Annotated in this window: 20 protein-coding genes and 1 riboswitch; of the genes, 5 read left to right on the forward strand and 15 right to left on the reverse strand. The window is 70.4% G+C overall.

Annotated features, from left to right (window positions below; all coding sequences use genetic code 11):
• Positions 1-96 precede the first annotated feature (96 nt).
• On the reverse strand, positions 97-1269 hold the full coding sequence (locus C3E78_RS09625; protein WP_108578085.1) for an acyl-CoA dehydrogenase family protein: 1173 nt from the start codon (positions 1267-1269) through the stop codon (positions 97-99).
• A 134-nt stretch (positions 1270-1403) separates the two neighbouring features.
• On the opposite strand from C3E78_RS09625, the gene sigK reads away from it, so the two are divergent.
• The 3 genes from sigK to C3E78_RS09640 are packed head-to-tail and all read left to right on the forward strand — an operon-like array spanning position 1404 to position 3496.
• A complete protein-coding gene (gene sigK, locus C3E78_RS09630) occupies positions 1404-2003 on the forward strand; it encodes an ECF RNA polymerase sigma factor SigK (protein ID WP_235833762.1) in 600 nt (199 codons plus the stop codon).
• On the forward strand, positions 2000-2698 hold the full coding sequence (locus C3E78_RS09635; RefSeq protein ID WP_108580839.1) for an anti-sigma factor: 699 nt from the start codon (positions 2000-2002) through the stop codon (positions 2696-2698). The genes sigK and C3E78_RS09635 overlap by 4 nt, the downstream gene beginning before the upstream one ends.
• Before the next feature lie 42 nt (positions 2699-2740).
• Positions 2741-3496 carry a serine aminopeptidase domain-containing protein gene (locus C3E78_RS09640; protein ID WP_108578087.1) on the forward strand — a complete coding sequence of 252 codons (756 nt, stop codon included), beginning with the start codon at positions 2741-2743 and terminating at the stop codon, positions 3494-3496.
• A gap of 194 nt (positions 3497-3690) precedes the next feature.
• On the opposite strand, the gene gcvP is transcribed toward C3E78_RS09640, so the two are convergent.
• The 10 genes from gcvP to clsA form a co-directional block, all read right to left on the reverse strand.
• Entirely contained in the window at positions 3691-6510 is a 2820-nt protein-coding gene (gene gcvP / locus C3E78_RS09650; protein ID WP_108578088.1) for an aminomethyl-transferring glycine dehydrogenase, read from the reverse strand.
• Positions 6511-6597: 87 nt separating this feature from the next.
• Positions 6598-6686: riboswitch (glycine riboswitch) on the reverse strand.
• A 77-nt stretch (positions 6687-6763) separates the two neighbouring features.
• On the reverse strand, positions 6764-7348 hold the full coding sequence (locus tag C3E78_RS09655; RefSeq protein WP_108578089.1) for a MerR family transcriptional regulator: 585 nt from the start codon (positions 7346-7348) through the stop codon (positions 6764-6766).
• A gap of 161 nt (positions 7349-7509) precedes the next feature.
• Positions 7510-7974, reverse strand: a complete 465-nt coding sequence (locus C3E78_RS09660; RefSeq protein WP_108578090.1) for a bifunctional nuclease family protein — start codon at positions 7972-7974, stop codon at positions 7510-7512.
• Between the two features lie 4 nt (positions 7975-7978).
• Positions 7979-8698, reverse strand: a complete 720-nt coding sequence (gene ftsR / locus C3E78_RS09665) for a transcriptional regulator FtsR (RefSeq protein ID WP_108578091.1) — start codon at positions 8696-8698, stop codon at positions 7979-7981.
• The gene (locus tag C3E78_RS09670; RefSeq protein WP_328591579.1) at positions 8695-9099 is read right to left on the reverse strand and encodes an FHA domain-containing protein; all 405 of its coding nucleotides are present in this window, start codon (positions 9097-9099) and stop codon (positions 8695-8697) included. The genes ftsR and C3E78_RS09670 overlap by 4 nt, the downstream gene beginning before the upstream one ends.
• 165 nt (positions 9100-9264) lie before the next feature.
• Positions 9265-9642, reverse strand: a complete 378-nt coding sequence (gcvH, locus tag C3E78_RS09675) for a glycine cleavage system protein GcvH (RefSeq protein ID WP_108578093.1) — start codon at positions 9640-9642, stop codon at positions 9265-9267.
• Between the two features lie 20 nt (positions 9643-9662).
• The gene (locus tag C3E78_RS09680) at positions 9663-10376 is read right to left on the reverse strand and encodes a DUF881 domain-containing protein (RefSeq protein ID WP_108578094.1); all 714 of its coding nucleotides are present in this window, start codon (positions 10374-10376) and stop codon (positions 9663-9665) included.
• The gene (locus tag C3E78_RS09685) at positions 10369-10701 is read right to left on the reverse strand and encodes a small basic family protein (protein ID WP_108578095.1); all 333 of its coding nucleotides are present in this window, start codon (positions 10699-10701) and stop codon (positions 10369-10371) included. Before C3E78_RS09685 ends, C3E78_RS09680 begins: the two co-directional genes overlap by 8 nt.
• Entirely contained in the window at positions 10698-11495 is a 798-nt protein-coding gene (locus tag C3E78_RS09690; RefSeq protein WP_108578096.1) for a DUF881 domain-containing protein, read from the reverse strand. Before C3E78_RS09690 ends, C3E78_RS09685 begins: the two co-directional genes overlap by 4 nt.
• Positions 11496-11497: 2 nt before the next feature.
• Positions 11498-12073: a cardiolipin synthase ClsA gene (clsA, locus tag C3E78_RS09695; RefSeq protein WP_108578097.1), complete on the reverse strand. Its 576-nt coding sequence runs from the start codon at positions 12071-12073 to the stop codon at positions 11498-11500.
• A gap of 211 nt (positions 12074-12284) precedes the next feature.
• Here clsA and C3E78_RS09700 point away from each other — a divergent pair, with 211 nt between their 5' ends.
• Complete coding sequence (locus C3E78_RS09700; protein WP_108578098.1) at positions 12285-12902, forward strand: superoxide dismutase; 618 nt, start codon at positions 12285-12287, stop codon at positions 12900-12902.
• Positions 12903-12961: 59 nt separating this feature from the next.
• Here C3E78_RS09700 and C3E78_RS09705 read toward each other — a convergent pair whose 3' ends face one another.
• Genes C3E78_RS09705 through C3E78_RS09720 form a run of 4 tightly spaced genes read right to left on the reverse strand, consistent with a single transcriptional unit; the run spans position 12962 to position 16686 of the window.
• Entirely contained in the window at positions 12962-14920 is a 1959-nt protein-coding gene (locus tag C3E78_RS09705; protein ID WP_108578099.1) for a bifunctional copper resistance protein CopD/cytochrome c oxidase assembly protein, read from the reverse strand.
• On the reverse strand, positions 14901-15434 hold the full coding sequence (locus tag C3E78_RS09710; RefSeq protein WP_159085862.1) for a copper resistance CopC family protein: 534 nt from the start codon (positions 15432-15434) through the stop codon (positions 14901-14903). Before C3E78_RS09710 ends, C3E78_RS09705 begins: the two co-directional genes overlap by 20 nt.
• Positions 15427-16125 carry a YcnI family protein gene (locus C3E78_RS09715; protein ID WP_108578101.1) on the reverse strand — a complete coding sequence of 233 codons (699 nt, stop codon included), beginning with the start codon at positions 16123-16125 and terminating at the stop codon, positions 15427-15429. The genes C3E78_RS09710 and C3E78_RS09715 overlap by 8 nt, the downstream gene beginning before the upstream one ends.
• 33 nt (positions 16126-16158) lie before the next feature.
• Positions 16159-16686 (reverse strand): hypothetical protein, encoded by a 528-nt coding sequence (locus C3E78_RS09720; RefSeq protein WP_108578102.1) that lies wholly within the window; start codon positions 16684-16686, stop codon positions 16159-16161.
• Between the two features lie 117 nt (positions 16687-16803).
• Here C3E78_RS09720 and rocD point away from each other — a divergent pair, with 117 nt between their 5' ends.
• Positions 16804-18015: an ornithine--oxo-acid transaminase gene (gene rocD / locus C3E78_RS09725; RefSeq protein WP_108580840.1), complete on the forward strand. Its 1212-nt coding sequence runs from the start codon at positions 16804-16806 to the stop codon at positions 18013-18015.
• Positions 18016-18123 lie beyond the last annotated feature (108 nt).

An 18123-nucleotide genomic window follows, 5' to 3' on the forward strand; every position in this document is an offset into this window, starting at 1 on the left:
TGCCTTTGCTCCGAGCCGCCTCACGGGGGCGGCGATGTCCAGATGTCCGAGGAGAAGTCTCCCACGCGACACCGAGCCGGACGCTGCCGGTCCGGGTCAGCTGAACGCGTTCTGACCCGTCAGGGCCTGGCCGAGGATCAGCTGGTGCATCTCGACGGTGCCCTCGTAGGTCAGCACCGACTCGAGGTTGTTCATGTGGCGGATCACCGGATACTCCAGCGAGATGCCGTTGGCTCCGAGGATCGTGCGGGACGTCCGGCAGATCTCGAGCGCCTCGCGGACGTTGTTGAGCTTGCCGAAGCTGACCTGCTCGGTCGTCAGGCCCACGTCATCCTTGCGGCGGCCGAGGTGCAGCGCCAGCAGCAGGCCCTTGTGCAGCTCCAGGCACATGTCGGCGAGCTTGGCCTGGGTCAGCTGGAAGCCCCCGATGGGGCGGCCGAACTGCTCACGCGTGCGGGCGTAGTCGAGCGCCGCCTCGTACGACGAACGCGCCGCGCCCATCGATCCCCAGACGATGCCGTACCGCGCCTCGGTGAGGCACGACAGCGGCCCCTTGAGCCCGCGGACCTCGGGGAACCGCGCGGAGTCGGGCAGCCGGACGCCCTCCAGGATCAGCTCGGCCGTCGCGGACGCCCGCAGCGACATCTTGTGCTTGATCTCGCGGGCCGAGAATCCCGGCGAGTCCGTGGGGACCGCGAAGCCGCGGATGCCCTCGTCGGTCTGCGCCCAGACGACCGCGACGTCCGCGAACGTGCCGTTGGAGATCCACATCTTGGTGCCGTCGAGGACCCAGTCGCCGCCGTCGCGTCGGGCGGTCGTCCGCATGCGGCCGGGGTCGGAGCCGTGGTCGGGCTCGGTCAGACCGAAGCACCCGACGATCTCGCCGGCACCCATGCCGGGGAGCCAGCGCTGCTTCTCCTCCTCGGACGCCCAGCGCCAGATCGCGTACATCGCCAACGAGCCCTGCACCGACACCATGGACCGGATCCCGGAGTCGCACGCCTCGAGCTCCGCGCACGCCAGGCCGTAGTCGACCGACGACATGCCAGGCAGCGTGTAGCCCTCCAGGTGCATGCCGAGCAGCCCCAGCTTGCCGAACTCGCGGAAGAGCTCGCGCGGGGCCGGGACCTTCCCCGCCTCGAACCACTCGGCGACGTCCGGCTGCACCTGCTGCGCGAGCATCGTGCGAACGCTGTCGCGGACCGCGACCTCGTCGGGGCTCAGGAGATCGTCGAGCGAGAGCGGGTCGAGACGGTCGAAGGCAGGCATGCGTCCACGGTAATGGCATCCGGGCGAGCACCTAGGATGAAGCGGACACGCCGGAGGTTCTGGCGTCTCTGACCCATCCCCACCGGAGGCAGCAGCGAATGGCTCGTAGGAAGCTTCTGGGAAGGGAGAACACCGTGTCGTCATCCGCGCGGCTGAGAGTTGCGGGCGAACCGGGCGACGAGCCGGGCGGTGCTGCCAATCTCGGCGATCTCCTGACCAGGGTCGGTCGCGGCGACGAGATCGCGTTCGCGGCCGTCTACGACGCGCTCGGCGCCTCGGTGTTCGGCCTGGCGCGGCGCGTCATCCGCGATCCGTCCCGTGCCGAGGAGGTCACGCAAGAGGTGTTCATCCAGGTGTGGCAGTCAGCCGCCCGTTTCGACGCAGCCCGAGGCAGCGCCAAGAGCTGGGTCCTCACGCTCGCCCACCGCCGCGCCGTCGACGCCGTGCGGCACGACCAGGCAGCGACCAACCGCGAGAACCGCTACGACTGGTCGAACGGCCCCGACTACGACGAGGTCGAGGAGACGGTGACGATCAGCCTCGAGCACGAGCAGGTCAAGCGGTGCCTCGACGGGCTCACCGAGCTGCAGCGCGAGGCGGTCACGCTGGCGTACTACCAGGGCTACACGTACGCCGAGGTCGCCACGACCCTCGAGGCCAACGCCGCCACGGTCAAGACCCGGATGCGAGACGGCATCGTCCGCCTGCGCGACTGCATGGGGGTGGCGTCATGACCGACCTGCACTCCCTGCTCGCGCCGTACGCGCTGAACGCCCTGGACCGCGAGGAGCGCGACCGCTTCGAGGCCCACCTGGACCAGTGCACCCACTGCCAGGACGAGCTCGCCGGGTTCGTGGCCACCGCGGCGCGCCTCGGTGACGCGGTCGGGCACACCCCGCCGCCCGCCCTGCGTGACCGGCTGCTGGCCGAGATCAGCCAGACGCCGCAGGAGCGGCCCGTCGTCACCGCGCTCGCGCAGCGTCGCGGCCTGCGACGTACGCTCCCCCGTCTCGCGATGGCGGCAGCGTTCCTGATCGGGGCCGCCGGCGTCGGCGGCTACGTGGTGGAGCACCAGAACGCCTCGCAGGAGCGCCAGCACAACGCCCAGGTCCAGCGCGTGCTGGCATCGGCCGATGCGCAGACCGTCGAGAAGGTCTTCGACGACGGCGGCAACGTCCGCATGGTCATGTCGCCGTCCAAGGACGCCGCGGTGATCTTCGCGAACGAGCTGCCCGACCCGGGCGACGGCAAGGTCTACCAGGTGTGGCTGGTCGGCGCGAAGGGCCCGACGAGCCAGGGCTGGTTCAAGCGCAGCGACGAGATGGTCATGGACGGCATCACGCGGGCCGACCGCGTCGCCGTCACCGTCGAGCCGGCCGGCGGCTCCAAGCAGCCGACCTCGCCGCCGATCGCGACGATCCCGGTCTGACCTGCACCGACGGCACCGCCCTCGCGATGCGATCATGACGACGTGACTTCACCTCTCATCCTGATCGCCGCCGCGATGGCGGTGCCGTCCGGCTTCTACCGCCCCCTGGTGGCCGAGTTCGAGGAGCGCGGCTGGGAGGCACGAGCGCTGCCCACCCACGGGTTCGAGCGCGGCGAGCCGATCGCCTCGCGGGACCACGACTGGAGCTACGCGGACGGGATCGACCAGATCGCCGACGCGGTGGGCAAGGCGCGGGCCGACCAGCCCGAGCGCCCGGTGATCGTGCTCGGGCACAGCCTCGGCGCCCAGCTCTGCCTCGGCCACGAGCTCAACCATCCACCGAGCGACGGCTTCGTCTCGGTCGGCGCCGGTGTGCCCCACTTCCGTCACTACCCGTACGGCGGCGCTCCTCTGCTGGTCCTCAGCCTCGCCGTCCCGGTGGTGACGCGGATCCTCGGGTACGTCCCGAAGCCGTTCTTCGGCGCACCGGGGGCACGCACGCTCATGACCGAGTGGGCCCGCTTCATGCGGACCGGCCGGCCGCCGTTCCCCGTCCCGGGCAAGGTGACCACGCCGTCGCTGGTCGTCCAGCTCCAGGGCGACGCCCTGGCCGTCTCGACCGCCAACAAGGCGTTCGTCGCCCGCTTCCTGGACCCGGACGTGACGACCCGCTGGGTCTACACGCGGGCCGCCGCGCCCGAGGGCGGCAGCACCGACCACCTGCACTGGGTCAAGACGCCCGGCCCCGTCGTCGACCAGGTCGTCTCCTGGTGGGCCACCGCCCACCCCCACCCCTGACGGGAGACTTCCGTCCGCTGACGGGAGACTTCCGTCCGCTGACGGGAGAGTCCCGTACCGCTGACGGGAGAGTTCCGCACCGCGACGGGAGACTTCCGTCCTCGCCTCAGCGGACGCAACTCTCCCCTCGGCGCGCGGGGGGCTCCCCTCGCGGGACGCAACTCTCCCCTCAGCGGACGGGGGGGCGGGTCGGGTCAGTCGGCGAAGGCCTCGACCGGGGGGCAGGAGCAGGCGAGGTGGCGGTCACCGTACGCCTGGTCGATGCGCCCGACCGGCGGCCAGTACTTGTCGTCGACCGAGCCGGCCGGGAACGCGCCGGTGCCGATGTCGTACGCGTGCTGCCAGTCCAGCAGCGTCCGCATCGTGTGGGGTGCGTGGACGAGCGGGTTGTCGCCTGCGGGCCACTTCCCCGCCACCACGTCGTCGATCTCGGCGCGGATCGCGAGCATCGCGTCGCAGAACCGGTCCAGCTCGGCCAGGTCCTCGGACTCCGTCGGCTCGACCATGAGCGTGCCCGGCACCGGGAAGCTCATCGTCGGCGCGTGGAAGCCGTAGTCGATGAGCCGCTTCGCGACGTCGTCGATCGTGAGCCCCGCCGCCTTCGTGAGCGGCCGCAGGTCGAGGATGCACTCGTGGGCCACGAGATCGCTGTCGCCCGTGTAGAGCACCGGGAAGGCGCTCTCGAGGCGCTTGGCGATGTAGTTCGCCGACAGCACCGCGACCGACGTGGCGTCCGTCAGGCCCTCGGCCCCCATCATCGCGATGTACGCGTACGGGATCGGCAGGATGCCCGCGGATCCGTACGGGGCCGCGCTGATCGCACCGACGCCCTCACGCTTGCCCTCGACGGGGTGCAGCGGGTGGGTCGGCAGGAACGGCACGAGGTGCTCGGCCACCGCGACCGGTCCCACGCCCGGTCCGCCGCCGCCGTGCGGGATGCAGAACGTCTTGTGCAGGTTCAGGTGCGACACGTCGCCGCCGAACACACCGGGCTGCGCGTGCCCCAGCAGCGCGTTCAGGTTGGCGCCGTCGACGTATACCTGGCCGCCGTGGGCGTGGACGATCTCGCACAGCTCGGTGATGCCGTGCTCGTAGACGCCGTGCGTGGACGGGTACGTCACCATGATCGCGGCGAGGTCGTCACCGTGCGCCTCGCACTGCTTGCGGAGGTCGTCGAGGTCGACCTCGCCCTGGTCGGTGGACTTCACCAGCACGACCCGCATGCCGGCCATGACCGCGGAGGCGGCGTTCGTGCCGTGGGCCGAGCTCGGGATGAGGCACACCGTGCGGTGGTCGTCGCCGCGGCTGCGGTGGTACGCCCGGATCGCGAGCAGACCCGCGAACTCGCCCTGCGAGCCGGCGTTCGGCTGGATCGAGACGCCGGCGTAGCCGGTGACCTCGGCGAGCCACGACTCGAGCGTCTCGATGAGCTCGATCATGCCCGCGGCGTCCTCGGCCGGCACGAACGGGTGCAGGTCGGCGAAGCCGGGCCAGCTGATGGGCTCCATCTCGGCGGTCGCGTTGAGCTTCATGGTGCACGAGCCGAGGGGGATCATGCCGCGATCGAGCGCGTAGTCCCGGTCGCTGAGCTTCTTGAGGTAGCGCAGCATCTGCGTCTCGCTGTGGTGCTCGTGGAAGACCGGGTGCGTGAGGATCTCGTCGGTCCGGAGCAGGTCGGCCGGGAGCGACTCGGGCGCCTCGTCGACGCCGGACACGCCGAACGCGTCCCAGACGGCGTCGAGGTGCGCGCGGGTCGTGGACTCGTTGGTCGAGACACCGACGTGGTCGGCGTCGACCAGGCGCAGGTGGACGCCGGCCTTGCGAGCCTTGGCCACGACGCCGGCGGCCGAACCGGGCACGGACGCGATCACGGTGTCGAAGAAGCCGCTCTCCGCGACCTCGACTCCCCCGCTGCGCAGGCCGGCGGCGAGCAGCCGTGCGGACGCGTTGACCTCCGACGCGATCTGCCGCAGCCCCTCGGGGCCGTGGTAGACGGCGTACATCGACGCCGCGACCGCCAGCAGCACCTGGGCGGTGCAGATGTTCGACGTCGCCTTCTCACGACGGATGTGCTGCTCGCGGGTCTGCAGGGCCAGGCGGTACGCCGGGCGGCCCGCGCTGTCGACAGAGACGCCGACGAGGCGGCCCGGCAGGTGGCGCTCGAGACCCTGACGGACGGCCATGAAGCCGGCGTGCGGCCCGCCGTAGAACATGGGCACGCCGAACCGCTGGCTCGACCCGACCACGACGTCGGCCCCGAGCGAGCCGGGCGAGGACAGCAGCACCAGCGCCAGCGGGTCGGCCACGACGACCGCGAGGCCCCCGTGCGCGTGCGCCGCCTCGATGGCCGGTCGCGGATCGGTGACCTGTCCGTCGGCGCGCGGGTAGGCGATGATCGTGCCGGCGGCCTCGACGTCCGGGACGCCGGCGGAGAGATCGGCCTCGAGCAGCTCGATGCCCAGCGCGTCCGCCCGCGTGTGCGTGACGGCCAGCGTCTGCGGCAGCAGCCCCGCGTCGATGATGATCGGCAGCTGGTCCTTGCCCTTCGTGGCCCGGCGGATCAGCGTCATCGCCTCGGCCACCGCGGTGCCCTCGTCCAGCAGGGAGGAGTTGGCGGTCGGCAGGCCCGTCAGGTCGGAGATGAGGGTCTGGAAGTTGATCAGCGCCTCGAGCCGTCCCTGCGAGATCTCCGGCTGGTACGGCGTGTACGCGGTGTACCAGGACGGGTCCTCGAGCACGTTGCGGCGGATGACGGCCGGCGTGACGGTCGGGTGGTAGCCCAGCCCGATCATCGAGACGCCGGGGTTGTTGCGCTCGGCGAGCGCGCGGAGCGTGGACAGCGCCTCGGTCTCGGTCTGCGCGGCCGGCAGGCCCAGCGCGGACGTGCTGCGGATCCCGGACGGGACGGCCGCCTGCATGAGGGCGTCCAGCGAGTCGTAGCCGACCCGGCGCACCATGGCGTCCTGGTCGGACGGCGAAGGGCCGATGTGGCGGCTGGAGAAGGCGTGGGACACGAAGAGCTCCGGAGGTCGAGGCGAGGTCGGACGACGCCTCCCCTTCTGTCACTCCCGGCCGCGGACGGTGGGGGCTCCAGAATTGCCTCGGATCGCGTGGTCCTTGGTGCCTGAGAGGTTCCGGGGAGGAATTGCCCCTTCGGCGCCGCCTGGGCGAACTCTCCCACGCGCGGTCGACAGCGTGTCCAGCCTACCAATCAGCCGGCCAGGTGGCGCGGGCGCTCACGTGACGCGGCGCACGTGCGCCGCGGGGTCAGCTGGAGAGACGGGCCCGGCGGCGGGCGGCGAGCTCGTCGTCGGCGACGGGGATCTCGACGGCGCGCTCGCTCGGGAGGGTGTGCAGCGAGCCCTCGATCTCCTTCCAGACACCACCGATCGCGATGCCGAACACGCCCTGGCCGCCCTGCAGGAGGTCGATGACCTCGTCCGCCGAGCGGCACTCGTAGACGCTGGCTCCGTCGCTCATGAGCGTGACCTGGGTCAGGTCGTCGGTGCCGCGGACCCGCAGGTGGTCGATCGCGACCCGGATCTGCTGCAGCGAGACGCCGGCGTCGAGGAGTCGCTTGATGATCTTGAGGAGCAGGATGTCCTTGAACGAGTAGAGGCGCTGGGTGCCCGACCCGGTCGCGGAGCGGACCGTGGGCTCGACGAGCTTGGTGCGGGCCCAGTAGTCCAGCTGGCGGTACGTGATGCCGGCGGCGTTGCACGCGGTCGGGCCGCGGAAACCGGCGTCCTCGGGCAGCGGCGAGACGTCGTCGGTGAACAGGAGGCCCTGATCGCTGGCCTCCGCAGCCGCGTCTGACGTGGCGGTGGCGTCGTTGTCGTGCGACTCGATCATCCGGGGGCCTTCCAAAGCTGGTATGGGGGAAGACTACCGCCACGGAACTACATCCGTGTACCTTCGGCAGCACTCTCAAGGTAGGGGTGAGAGTTTCGCTGGTCAACGACCGACGGGGCGAGTCGGCGCTTTGATTTCAAGTCTCACTCGAAAGTTGAGACTTACTCCTCGAAGTCCTCGGGCGTCACGTCGTCGAGGAACTCCCGGAACTTCTCGATCTCCTCGTCCTCCTCGGTCGTCGAGGCGATGCCGGCCTCGTCGAGGACGTCCTCGGCGCAGACGATCCGGGCTCCCGCCCGCAGTGCCAGCGCGATCGAGTCCGACGGACGGGCCTCGACGTGGACGCCGGAGGCGAACACCAGGACCGCGTAGAACACACCCTCGTCGACCGCGGTGATCCGCACCTCGTCGAGCTCGTCGCCGAGCGCCTCGATCATCTGCTGCATCAGCTCGTGGGTCAGCGGCCGCATGGTCGCGGTGCCCTGCTGGGCGTACGCGATCGCGGACGCCTCGACCGCACCGATCCAGATGGGCAGGTAGCGGCTGCCCTCCAGCTCCCGGAGGAGGACCAGCGGCTGGTTGGTCGGCATCTCGACCCGCACGCCCACGACCTCGACCTCACGCATCAGCTCAACCGTGCAGTCGACTTCTGACCAGGACGGCCTGCAGGCGGATGGACAGCGCGGCGAGGCCGGCGATCGTGCGCTCGGCCGCGTCCTTGTCGAGACGGCGCGAGCGCGGCGAGACGACCTGGTCGAACAGCGCGACCTCGCGGTCGGCGGCGGCGCTGAACATCTTGAGGTGCCGCGGCTCGAGCCCGAGCTCGGCGAACTCCCCCACCAGCGCTGCGACCTGCAGGGCGGTCCCGTCGTAGTACGTCTGGGACCTGCGCCGCTTGATGAGGCCGAACTCCTCGATCGCGTCGAGCGTCGCGTCGTCGATGCCCGCGGACTCGATCAGCTCCGCGCGCGACAGGCGCACGGTGCTCGAGCCCTCGAGGAACGACGTCTCGTCGGGCAGGCCGTCCTCGGCCAGGCTCAGGTGCGGCACGCGGGTCGTGGCCGCCTGCTCGGTGTCGGGGACGACGCCGCGGTCCATGTCGTCGAGGACCTGACGGATGTGGCCGAGGGGCCAGAACTTGTCACGCTGCTGACGCAGGATGAAGCGCAGCCGCTCGACGTCGTGGAACGAGAACTTGCGGTAGCCCGACGGCGTGCGCTCGGGCTCCAGCAGTCCCTCGGACTCCAGGTAGCGGATCTTGGTGATCGTGAGGTCCGGGAACTCCGGCAACAGCTCGTCGAGCACCTTGCCGATCCCGAGCCTCGACAGCTCCGGCAGCGGCTGGGTCACGCCGTGGCCCTCGGGGCGCCGGAGAAGTAGATGAGGCGGTACTTGCCGATCTGGACCTCGTCGCCGCCGGAGAGGGTGACCTCCCCGTCGATGCGGTCGCGGTTGACGTAGCTGCCGTTGAGGCTGCCCAGGTCGGTGATCGAGTAGCCCGAGCCGGTACGCGTGAAGGTGGCGTGGCGGCGCGAGACGCTGATGTCATCGAGGAAGATGTCGCTGTCCGGGTGCCGACCCACGGTCACCACATCGCTGTCGAGCAGGAAGCGCGCACCGGAGTCGGGTCCCCGCTGCACCAGCAGCATCGCGCTGCCGGCCGGGAGGTTCTCGACCGCCGAGACGTCCGAGGCGGACATCTCCTCGGTGTCGGCGTCCAGGATCGGGATGTGGGTGGTGTGATCACTCACGGGTTGGGGCGCATCGGCGCCGGGGACAGACGATTCAGCGTCGGGCTCGTGGTCCGGCGTAGACATCGGCATAGCTCCTGGGGGTCGACCTTGAGTGCTGGTGGAGAGTTGATGACCAACCTAGCACCCGACGCGGGACACGAAGCCACGCTTCGGAGAGCTGGGTCAGTCGGCGGTGAGAGCGGCGTACGCCTCCGCCTCGATGAGCGAGGCCGTGGGGTCGTCCTCGAGCGAGCGCACCTTGATGAGCCAGCCCTCTCCGTACGGGTCGGAGTTGATGACCTCGGCGCTGCCGTCGAGGGCGTCGTTGCGGGCCACGACCTCGCCGGTCAGCGGTGAGTAGATGTCGCTGACGGACTTGGTGGACTCGAGCTCGCCGATGACCGATCCGGACTCGACGCGGTCCCCGACGGCCGGCAGCTCGACGTAGACGATGTCACCGAGCTGGTCCTGGGCGAAGTCCGTGATGCCGATCGTGGCGATGTCCTCGTCGAGGCGCACCCACTCGTGCTCCTCGCTGTAAAACAGGTCCTCAGGGATCACCGTTGTTGCTCCTTGCCAGGTCAGGGTGGGGTTTGAGCGTACTCCGGGCTCTTGATGTCGGCCAAAGCCGTGATCGTGACCTTGTCCTTCTGGTTCACGACGACCGTCGCGCCGCGATTCTCCAGCGCGTCGACGAGTCCGCCGGGGAAGCGTACCGCCTCCGCGAGGCTCGCCGCGTCGCCGATCGCCTCGATCCGGTAGGGCCGCTTGATCTCCCGGCCGCCGACCCGGATCTGGTTCTCGTCGTCCAGGAAGTACGTCTGCGCGACGACCCGCGCGACGCCGTTGAGGGCGAGGACCTCGGCCCCCGCGTCGCGGAGCTCCTCGATCGCGTCGAGGATCGCGGCGGCGTCGATCTGCTGGTCCGGGTCCTGGATCACGACCTCGATGCCGGGACCGGTGGCCCCGACGGTGCCGGCCAGGATCGAGAGCTCCTCGGCCCGCTTCTTGGCCTGCTTCTGGGCCTGCTGGCTGCGCCGGGTGCTGCTGAGGAGCCCGTTGCGGGTCAGCGTGAGGTCGTCGATCTGGCCGTTGAGCCGCTCGTTCGCCGAGTCGAGCGACTTGAGCAGCTCCACGAGCTCGTCGCCGCGGACGCCCGAGTAGTCGTCGTTGTCCTCGTCACGCACCTGCACCGTGATCGCGAAGGCCAGCCCGCCGATCAGGGCGGCGACGACGAGCTGGGAGACGCTGACCTTGAACAGCGAGCGGCGCTTGCGAGGTGACGACTCAGGCATGGAAGATCCGTCGGCGGATCGCCGCAGCGTTGGCGAAGATGCGGATGCCGAGAACGACGACGACCCCGGTCGACAGCTGCGAGCCGACGCCCAGCTGGTCGCCGAGGTAGACCATGAAGGCCGCGATCACGACGTTGGAGATGAAGGACACGACGAACACGCGGTCCTCGAAGCGGCGCTCCCCCAGGGCGCGCAGCGCGCCGACGACGGCGTCGAGCGCTGCCACGATCGCGATCGGGAGGTACGGCTGCAGGTCGGCCGGCACGGTCGGCTGGAACGCCAGACCGATGATGACGCCGAGCGCGAGCCCGATGACCGGGATCATTCTTCCCCCTTGATGGCTGTCGCATGTCGGATCGTGAGCCGCGCCCGCGGCACGACGCCCACCCGCAGGTCGGACGATCGTGTCACGGCGAAGCTCACCCCTGCATCCTTCTGCCTGCGTTTCCAGTAACGACCGGCGGGGTTCTCCTCGAACCGCTCGGCGAGGGTGTCCTTGTCGCCGATCGCCTTGACGACGTACGGCGGCGCGATGCCGCGGTAGTTGACCTTGATGACGCTGTCGGCGAAGCGGATCGCCGACAGCGAGCCGACGCGGTTGCCGTTGACCGACACCGCCTCGGCCCCGGCGTACCAGAGGCCGTTGACGAGGATGCGCAGGTCGCGGTCGCGGATCTGCCCCTCCCGGTCGTCGAACGTGTTGGGGCTGACCCGCACCGTGATGCCCGGGCCGGTCGCTGCGACGTCGGACGCGATGAGGCGCAGCTCCTGGTAGGCCGGGTCGAAGCCGTCGACGCGACCCTGCAGGTCCTGCACCTCCCCGCGGAGACGCACCGCCGTCGCCTCACGGCTGGCCAGCGTCTTCTTGCGGGCGTCGATGCTGTTGATGAGGGTCGCGCGCTCGCGCTCGGTCGCCGGCCGGTCCGACCGGGTCTGGATCGCGGCGATCGCGACGAGCAGGGCGAACACGGCCATGACCACGCCGGTCAGGACGGTGTTGAACTGCCGGTGCTGCGCTCCCGGACCGGACCGGACGACGTAGTAGTCGTCGTCGAGCGCCGTGTCGGCGATCTGCTCGAGCAGACCCTCGGCGCGGGTCGCGGTGTCCGGCTCGGTCATGGTCAGCTCCGGACGACGCGTTCGGTCGTGGCCAGGAGCCGTCTGACCTGGAACGCGTAGAGGATGCCGCCCCACCAGTAGAGCGCGACGCCCCAGATCGTGAACGCCCAGCCGAACACGTTCGCGAGGTCGGCCACCGTCCCGGTCGAGTCACCGAGCAGCAGCAGCGGGAACGCGTACAGGAGGCTCGCGGTCGCGGCCTTCCCGAGGAAGTGCACCGGCAGCGAGCTGTAGCCGCGGGTCCGCAGGAACGGCACGAGGCTGAACAAGAACACGTCGCGCAGCGGGAGGATCACCGCGAGCCACCACGGGATGATGTCGCGGAAGCCCAGGCCGATGACGACAGCCAGGATGTAGAAGCGGTCGGCGACCGGGTCGAGGATCGCGCCGATCTTGGACGCCTGGTTGAACCGGCGCGCCAGCTTGCCGTCGAGGTAGTCCGTGACGCCCGAGACCATGAGGACCAGCAGGGCCAGTCCGTCGCGCTCGGGGCCCAGCACGAGCCACAGGAACACCGGCACGAGCAGGAGGCGCACGAAGCTCAGGGCGTTGGGGATCGTCAGGACGCGGTCGTTCACACGGAACCGCCTCCTGTTGTCGTCTCGAGCCCCCGAATCGTCCTTAGACAGAGTAGGACATGGCACCCCGCCGTCTTGTCCCGGACACCGCCTGACGTGCCCACGGGCTGGGCACCGCCATTGCGTCGGGGAACAGGACTGACAGACTGGGGGTTGAACCCCGAACAACTCATCCGCAGGGCACCCAGGTGCCCTCACTCCGAGGAGGAACGTGGCTGTCTACACACTTCCGGACCTGCCGTACGACTATGGCGCTCTGGATCCGCACATTTCCGGAAAGATCATGGAGCTTCACCACTCCAAGCACCACGCGACCTACGTCGCGGGCATCAACCAGGCGCTCGAGCAGCTCGAGGAGGCCCGCGAGAAGGAGTCCTTCGGCAACATCAACGTGCTGGAGAAGAACCTCGCGTTCCACCTCGGTGGTCACATCAACCACTCGATCTTCTGGAAGAACCTCTCCCCCGAGGGCGGCGACAAGCCCACGGGCGAGCTCGCTGCAGCGATCGACCAGGACTTCGGCTCGTTCGACGCGTTCCGCGCGCAGTTCGAGGCGACCGCTCTTGGTCTGCAGGGCTCCGGCTGGGCGATCCTCACGTGGGACACGCTGGGCCAGAAGCTCGTGGTCGTGCAGCTGTTCGACCAGCAGAACAACATCCCGGCCACGCTGATCCCGATCACGCAGCTGGACATGTGGGAGCACGCGTTCTACCTCGACTACCTCAACGTCAAGGGCGACTACGTCAAGGCGTGGTGGAACATCGTGAACTGGGCCGACGCCCAGGAGCGCTTCACCGCAGCAACGTCGGGCGGCCAGATCATCTTCTGATCGGTCCTCGGACGACGACGGCGGGATCCCCTCGGGGGTCCCGCCGTCGTCGTTCGTGCCTAGGGCTCGCGGCGCCTGCCGTGCTCGGCGAGGTCACGCAGCCGCGCGTTGTACGCCTCGAGGGCGGCGTCCTCGTTGCGGTCCTCCGCGCGGTCGTAGCGCTTGGCCTCACGGGTGTCGGAGCGGAACCACTGGAAGAGGATCGCGACCATGACCAGCACGAGGGGGACCTCCCCCATCGCCCAGGCCATCCCGCCGCCGAGGTACTGGTCGGCCAGCAGGTCGGTGCGGTACGGCCGGTCCAGCGACTTCCAGTAGTCCAGCGCGAAGACCGTGTTGGACGACATCACCGCGATCGCGAAGAACGCGTGGAACGGGACGGTCACGAGCAGCATCCCGAACCGGGCGATCGGCTGCAGGTTGCGCGGGGACGGGTCGATCCCGATCAGGACGTAGTAGAACAACGTGCCGACGGCGAGGAAGTGGATCTCCATGACGGCGTGGCCCCAGTGGCTGCCCATGAGCGTCTCGAAGATCCCGGTGAAGTACAGACCGTAGAGGCTGCCGACGAACAGCACCGGGCCGACGAGCGGGTGGGTGATGACCTGGGAGAACCGGGAGTTCAGGAAGCCCAGCAGCATCGCGCGGGGCGACACCTCCCCGGGCTGCCGCGGGCCCGGCAGCGTGCGCAGCGCGAGCGTCACCGGCGCTCCGAGGACGAGGAAGATCGGCGCCACCATCGAGAGCAGCATGTGGGACGCCATGTGGGCGCTGAACAGCACGTGGGAGTACTCCCCCAGGCCACCGAAGGTCGCCCACGCGATGGCGACCATGCCCACCAGCCACGAGATCGTGCGCCCGACCGGCCACGCGTCGCCCCGCCGGTGCATCGCCCAGACGCCGCGGAGGTAGAACGCCGTGCCGAGACCGACGATCGCGAGCCCGACGCCGTTGCCGGCGAAGCCCCACAGGAGTCGCAGCACGGTCGGAGCGGCCGGCATCGGGCCGCCCAGCAGCTCCTCGACGGGCGTCTTGAGCACGTCGTCGCCGACGGGGGTCGGCGTGCGGGACAGGGCGACGGCCAGGCCGATCGCGGCCGCCATGACGAACAGCTCCACGACGGCGATGCGCACGAAGCCGCCGCCCTTGGCGACGATGCGGCGACGCTGGCGGTAGCCGAACGCACCCAGCACGACGAGGGCCACGACCTTGGCCACGACCAGCAGTCCGTACGTCTCCCCGAACACGTCACCGATCGACCGCAGCCGCACCGTGGCGTTGACGACACCGGAGACCCCCACGATGACGAACGCCCACAGCGCGACCGAGGAGTAGCGGGCGATGGCCGGCTCGAGGCGCTTGCTGCCGCGCAGCGCGACCCAGCCCAAGGCGGCCAGCCCGCCGACCCACAGCGTGACGCCCAGGACGTGCAGGAACAGGCTCGTGGTGGCCAGGTCGTGGGAGCCCGAGCCGGCCGAGTGCCCGGTCAGCGTGATGGGTGCCAGCGTCGCGAGCGCAAGACCCAGGAGCACCGCGAGACCGCGGACGGACAGCGTCCACCGGGTGCCGACCGCGACCAGCCCGGCGCCGAGCGCCTGCAGGAGGATCGCGCGGCCGTCCGACGTGCCGACGTAGCCGCTGATCTCGGGGTACGACAGGCTGCCGATCGGCTTGGCGAACACCTCGGCGACCTTCGGCAGGAAGTAGATGAGGCTGCCGATCGACCAGGCGGTGGCCCATCGCGACGCGAGCCGGGTGGCCTGCACGGACAGCCCCTGGGCCTCCGGCTCAGACGACGGCAGCAGGAACACCGCGGCGGTCAGGAAGCCGATGACCAGCAGCGCCGACAGGTCGAGCACGACCTTGATGACCGGGACGGCCCAGCCGACGAGCTGGCCCGGGTCGGGGAGGCCCTGGGGGGCGGGCTCGGGCGCTCCCCCGCCGACGACGAGGAAGAACAGCAGGGCCAGGCCGGCGAGGACGAAGCCGGCGACGGTGTCACGCACGGTCTGCGTCATCGCGCCTCCTCAGGGGTGCCAGGAGCAGGGCGACCGCGACGGCGGCGGCGAGGATGCCCCACAGCAGATGGCCCCGGTGCCGGTGCAGGAACGACTGCTCCTGCGGCGCCTCCACCTGGCCCACGGTGCGGCCGGCGGTCACCTCGTACGCGACGGTGCCGGTGACGGGATGACCGTCGGTCGACATGATCCGGTACGCCGCGGAGTAGCGCCCCCTCATGTCGGCGTCCTCGACGGTCGCGGTCACGTTCTGGTCGACCGCCTTGACGTCGGTCACCTCGACCTTCGACCCGTCGGGCGCCGTCACGGCCACGTACGCGGGATTGCCGACCGCCTCGTTGAACCGCAGGGTGATGGTCGTGGGGGCGACCGCGAGGGTCGACCCGGCCTTCGGGTCGGAGCCGACCAGCGCCGCGTGGGCACTGGCCGGTCCCGACCCGAGGCCGCCCGTCAGCAACAGGACGGGCACGGCGAGGCCCAGCAGGACCCCGCGGAGGAGGACGTCGTTACGCACGACGTCGATTCTGTCTCAGTGCCACAACCAGTGCGGCGACGGCCACCACGAGCGCCGCTCCGCCGAGCCACGTCCCGAGGTCGTTGCCCGACTCCTCGACGTCCGCGCCGGCCGCGGCGGCGTCCTCGCTGTGCGCCGCGGGTGCCGCGCCGTGGCCGTCGTCGGTCAGCTCGGCGAGCGTCATGGTGGGAGCCGGGTGCTCCGGCTCGGTGTCGCCCTTCTGGACCTCGTCCCAGTCGACGACCTCGCCGTCGTCGTACGTCTGCTGGGCCGCGAAGGCGATCGAGTCCTGCTCGGGGAACGGGCCGCCGGAGATCGCGAACTCGTCGAACTGGCTCGTGGGGGTCCCGCCATCGGTGGCCGTCCAGGTGATCGTGCGGACCACCTCGGTCAGCTCGAAGCTGCCCACCTTGGTGGGCTTGTCGAGCTTCTCCTTGGAGACCTCGACCTTCCAGCCGGGCTTGGCGCCGGCCGTGACGAACGCGAACGGGGTCTTCTCCGGCAGGGTGACGACCAGCTTGGTCGTGGCGGCCGTGTCGGACTCGTTCGGCACGCGGAAGACGGCCTTGCCGAAGCCGCCCTGCGACGCGTCCGTGGACGAGACGCCGACGTGGGCCGAGGCGGGGGCTGCCACGGCCACCAGGGCAGCCGTGACGAGCGCAGCACTGAGCCGCGCGGTGGTGCGATGCATGATGTGTCCTTCGTGGGAGAGGTGCGGAGCGGATCAGGACGATCCGGTCGGCGGCCCTCTCACGGAGCGCGAGTGCGCGAGGCGTACGTCGTGCAGCGCCCGCGGTGCGACCAGTGGGCGCGGGACCGCGGCGTGCGGAGGACCCACCACGACGATCGAGGCGTGGCCCCGCAGAGCGAGGCGCTCGGCGAGGCGCCAGACGAGCGTCTCCCCGCGGGCGAGCAGGAGGGCGCTGACCGCGACGGCTGCGACGTGGCCGGCGACCATCGGAGCGGACATGACCATGTCGCCCGTCGAGCCCGAGAGGTGGACGCCGACCTGGCAGAGGGTCAGCAGGCCGACGAGCTGTCCGGGCGTCACCCGCCTCGCGGACAGCAGCCAGGCGACTGTCGCGGCGGCGACGAACACCGCGGCGACCGAGGCTGCCGGCATCGTCCCGCCGGCGGTCAGGTGGCCCGTGGCCGCCGCGACGACGCACGTCAGGGCGGCAGCGAGCGAACGAGCGAGACGCACCGGCCCACCGAGCGGACGCAGGGCGTCGGCGAGGGCGGGAGCGATCACGGCCTCAGGCTAGCCTGCGGCGCGGCTCATCCGGAGCGGACCACCATGGTCGTGGCGCACGCCACGCCGACCCGTCAGGTGGCGGTGATGGCCGTCCTGGCTTGTACCGTGTGCCTCATGGCAGATTCCGGACAGACAGCCTCCTACATCAAGCTCGACGAGGAGTGGGGCGCGCACAACTACCACCCCCTGCCCGTCGTCATCGCGGAGGCGGAGGGCGCCTGGGTGACCGACGTCGAGGGCAACCGCTACCTCGACTTCCTGTCGGGCTACTCCGCCCTGAACTTCGGGCACCGCCATCCCGCGCTGATCGCTGCCGCGCGTGAACAGATGGACCGGCTGACGCTGACGTCGCGCGCCTTCCACAACGACCAGTTCGGCGCGTTCTGCCGCGAGCTCGCCGAGCTCACCGGCACCGAGATGGTGCTGACGATGAACACCGGGGCCGAGGCCGTCGAGTCCGCGATCAAGGTCGCCCGCAAGTGGGCGTACGAGGTCAAGGGCGTGGAGTTCAACGCCGCCGAGATCATCGTGGCGTCGGGCAACTTCCACGGCCGCACGACCACGATCGTCTCGTTCTCGGACGACCCGGTCGCCCACGACAACTACGGTCCGTTCACCCCGGGCTTCGTCACCGTCCCGTACGGCGACCTCGAGGCCATCCGCGCGGCGATCACCCCCAACACGGCCGCCATCTTGATGGAGCCGATCCAGGGCGAGGCCGGCGTGATCGTGCCGCCGTCCGGGTTCTTCGCCGGGGTGCGCCAGCTGTGCGACGAGAACGACGTGCTGATGATCGACGACGAGATCCAGGCGGGACTGGCGCGCACGGGCCACGTCTTCGCGCTCGACCACGAGGACGTCCGCGCCGATCTCTACACCTTGGGCAAGGCGCTGGGCGGCGGCATCATCCCCATCTCGGCCGTCGTCGGGCGCGCCGACGTCCTCGGCGTCCTCAAGCCCGGACAGCACGGGTCGACGTTCGGCGGCTACCCGATGGCCTGCGCCGTCGGCCGTGCCGTGGTGGACCTGCTGTCCACCGGTGAGTTCCAGGCCAGGTCGGCCGAGCTCGGGCGGTACCTGCACGGCCGCCTCGACGAGCTGGTCGGCAAGGGCGTCGCCACCGTCCGTGGGCGGGGCCTGTGGGCCGGCGTCGACATCGACCCCCTGGCCAAGACCGGTCGCGAGGTGTCGATGGCACTGCGCGACCGCGGCGTGCTGTGCAAGGAGACGCACGAGCGCACGCTGCGCATCGCTCCCCCGCTGGTGATCACCAAGGACGAGATCGACCACGCGGTCGACGCCCTCGCGGGGGCACTGCAGGCGTAGCCCCGCAGATCGTCCGGAGACACGCGGTCAGCTGGGCGCCCCTCCTGGGCGTGTCGGCGCGGGACGTTGTGCCCTGACCCGCACGGGCGCGACCGATGAGTCTTGAGC

The sequence above is a fragment of the Aeromicrobium chenweiae genome (assembly GCF_003065605.1).
In the GTDB taxonomy this organism is placed as follows: Bacteria; Actinomycetota; Actinomycetes; order Propionibacteriales; family Nocardioidaceae; genus Aeromicrobium; species Aeromicrobium chenweiae.

Coding starts and splice junctions, on each gene's coding strand:
- C3E78_RS09705 (WP_108578099.1), bottom strand. CDS start 14,920: ATGACGCAGACCGTGCGTGACACCGTCGCCGGCTTCGTCCTCGCCGGC.
- C3E78_RS09655 (WP_108578089.1), bottom strand. CDS start 7,348: ATGATCGAGTCGCACGACAACGACGCCACCGCCACGTCAGACGCGGCT.
- C3E78_RS09680 (WP_108578094.1), bottom strand. CDS start 10,376: ATGCCTGAGTCGTCACCTCGCAAGCGCCGCTCGCTGTTCAAGGTCAGC.
- rocD (WP_108580840.1), top strand. CDS start 16,804: ATGGCAGATTCCGGACAGACAGCCTCCTACATCAAGCTCGACGAGGAG.
- C3E78_RS09685 (WP_108578095.1), bottom strand. CDS start 10,701: ATGATCCCGGTCATCGGGCTCGCGCTCGGCGTCATCATCGGTCTGGCG.
- C3E78_RS09635 (WP_108580839.1), top strand. CDS start 2,000: ATGACCGACCTGCACTCCCTGCTCGCGCCGTACGCGCTGAACGCCCTG.
- C3E78_RS09660 (WP_108578090.1), bottom strand. CDS start 7,974: ATGCGTGAGGTCGAGGTCGTGGGCGTGCGGGTCGAGATGCCGACCAAC.
- C3E78_RS09625 (WP_108578085.1), bottom strand. CDS start 1,269: ATGCCTGCCTTCGACCGTCTCGACCCGCTCTCGCTCGACGATCTCCTG.
- C3E78_RS09690 (WP_108578096.1), bottom strand. CDS start 11,495: ATGACCGAGCCGGACACCGCGACCCGCGCCGAGGGTCTGCTCGAGCAG.
- C3E78_RS09715 (WP_108578101.1), bottom strand. CDS start 16,125: ATGCATCGCACCACCGCGCGGCTCAGTGCTGCGCTCGTCACGGCTGCC.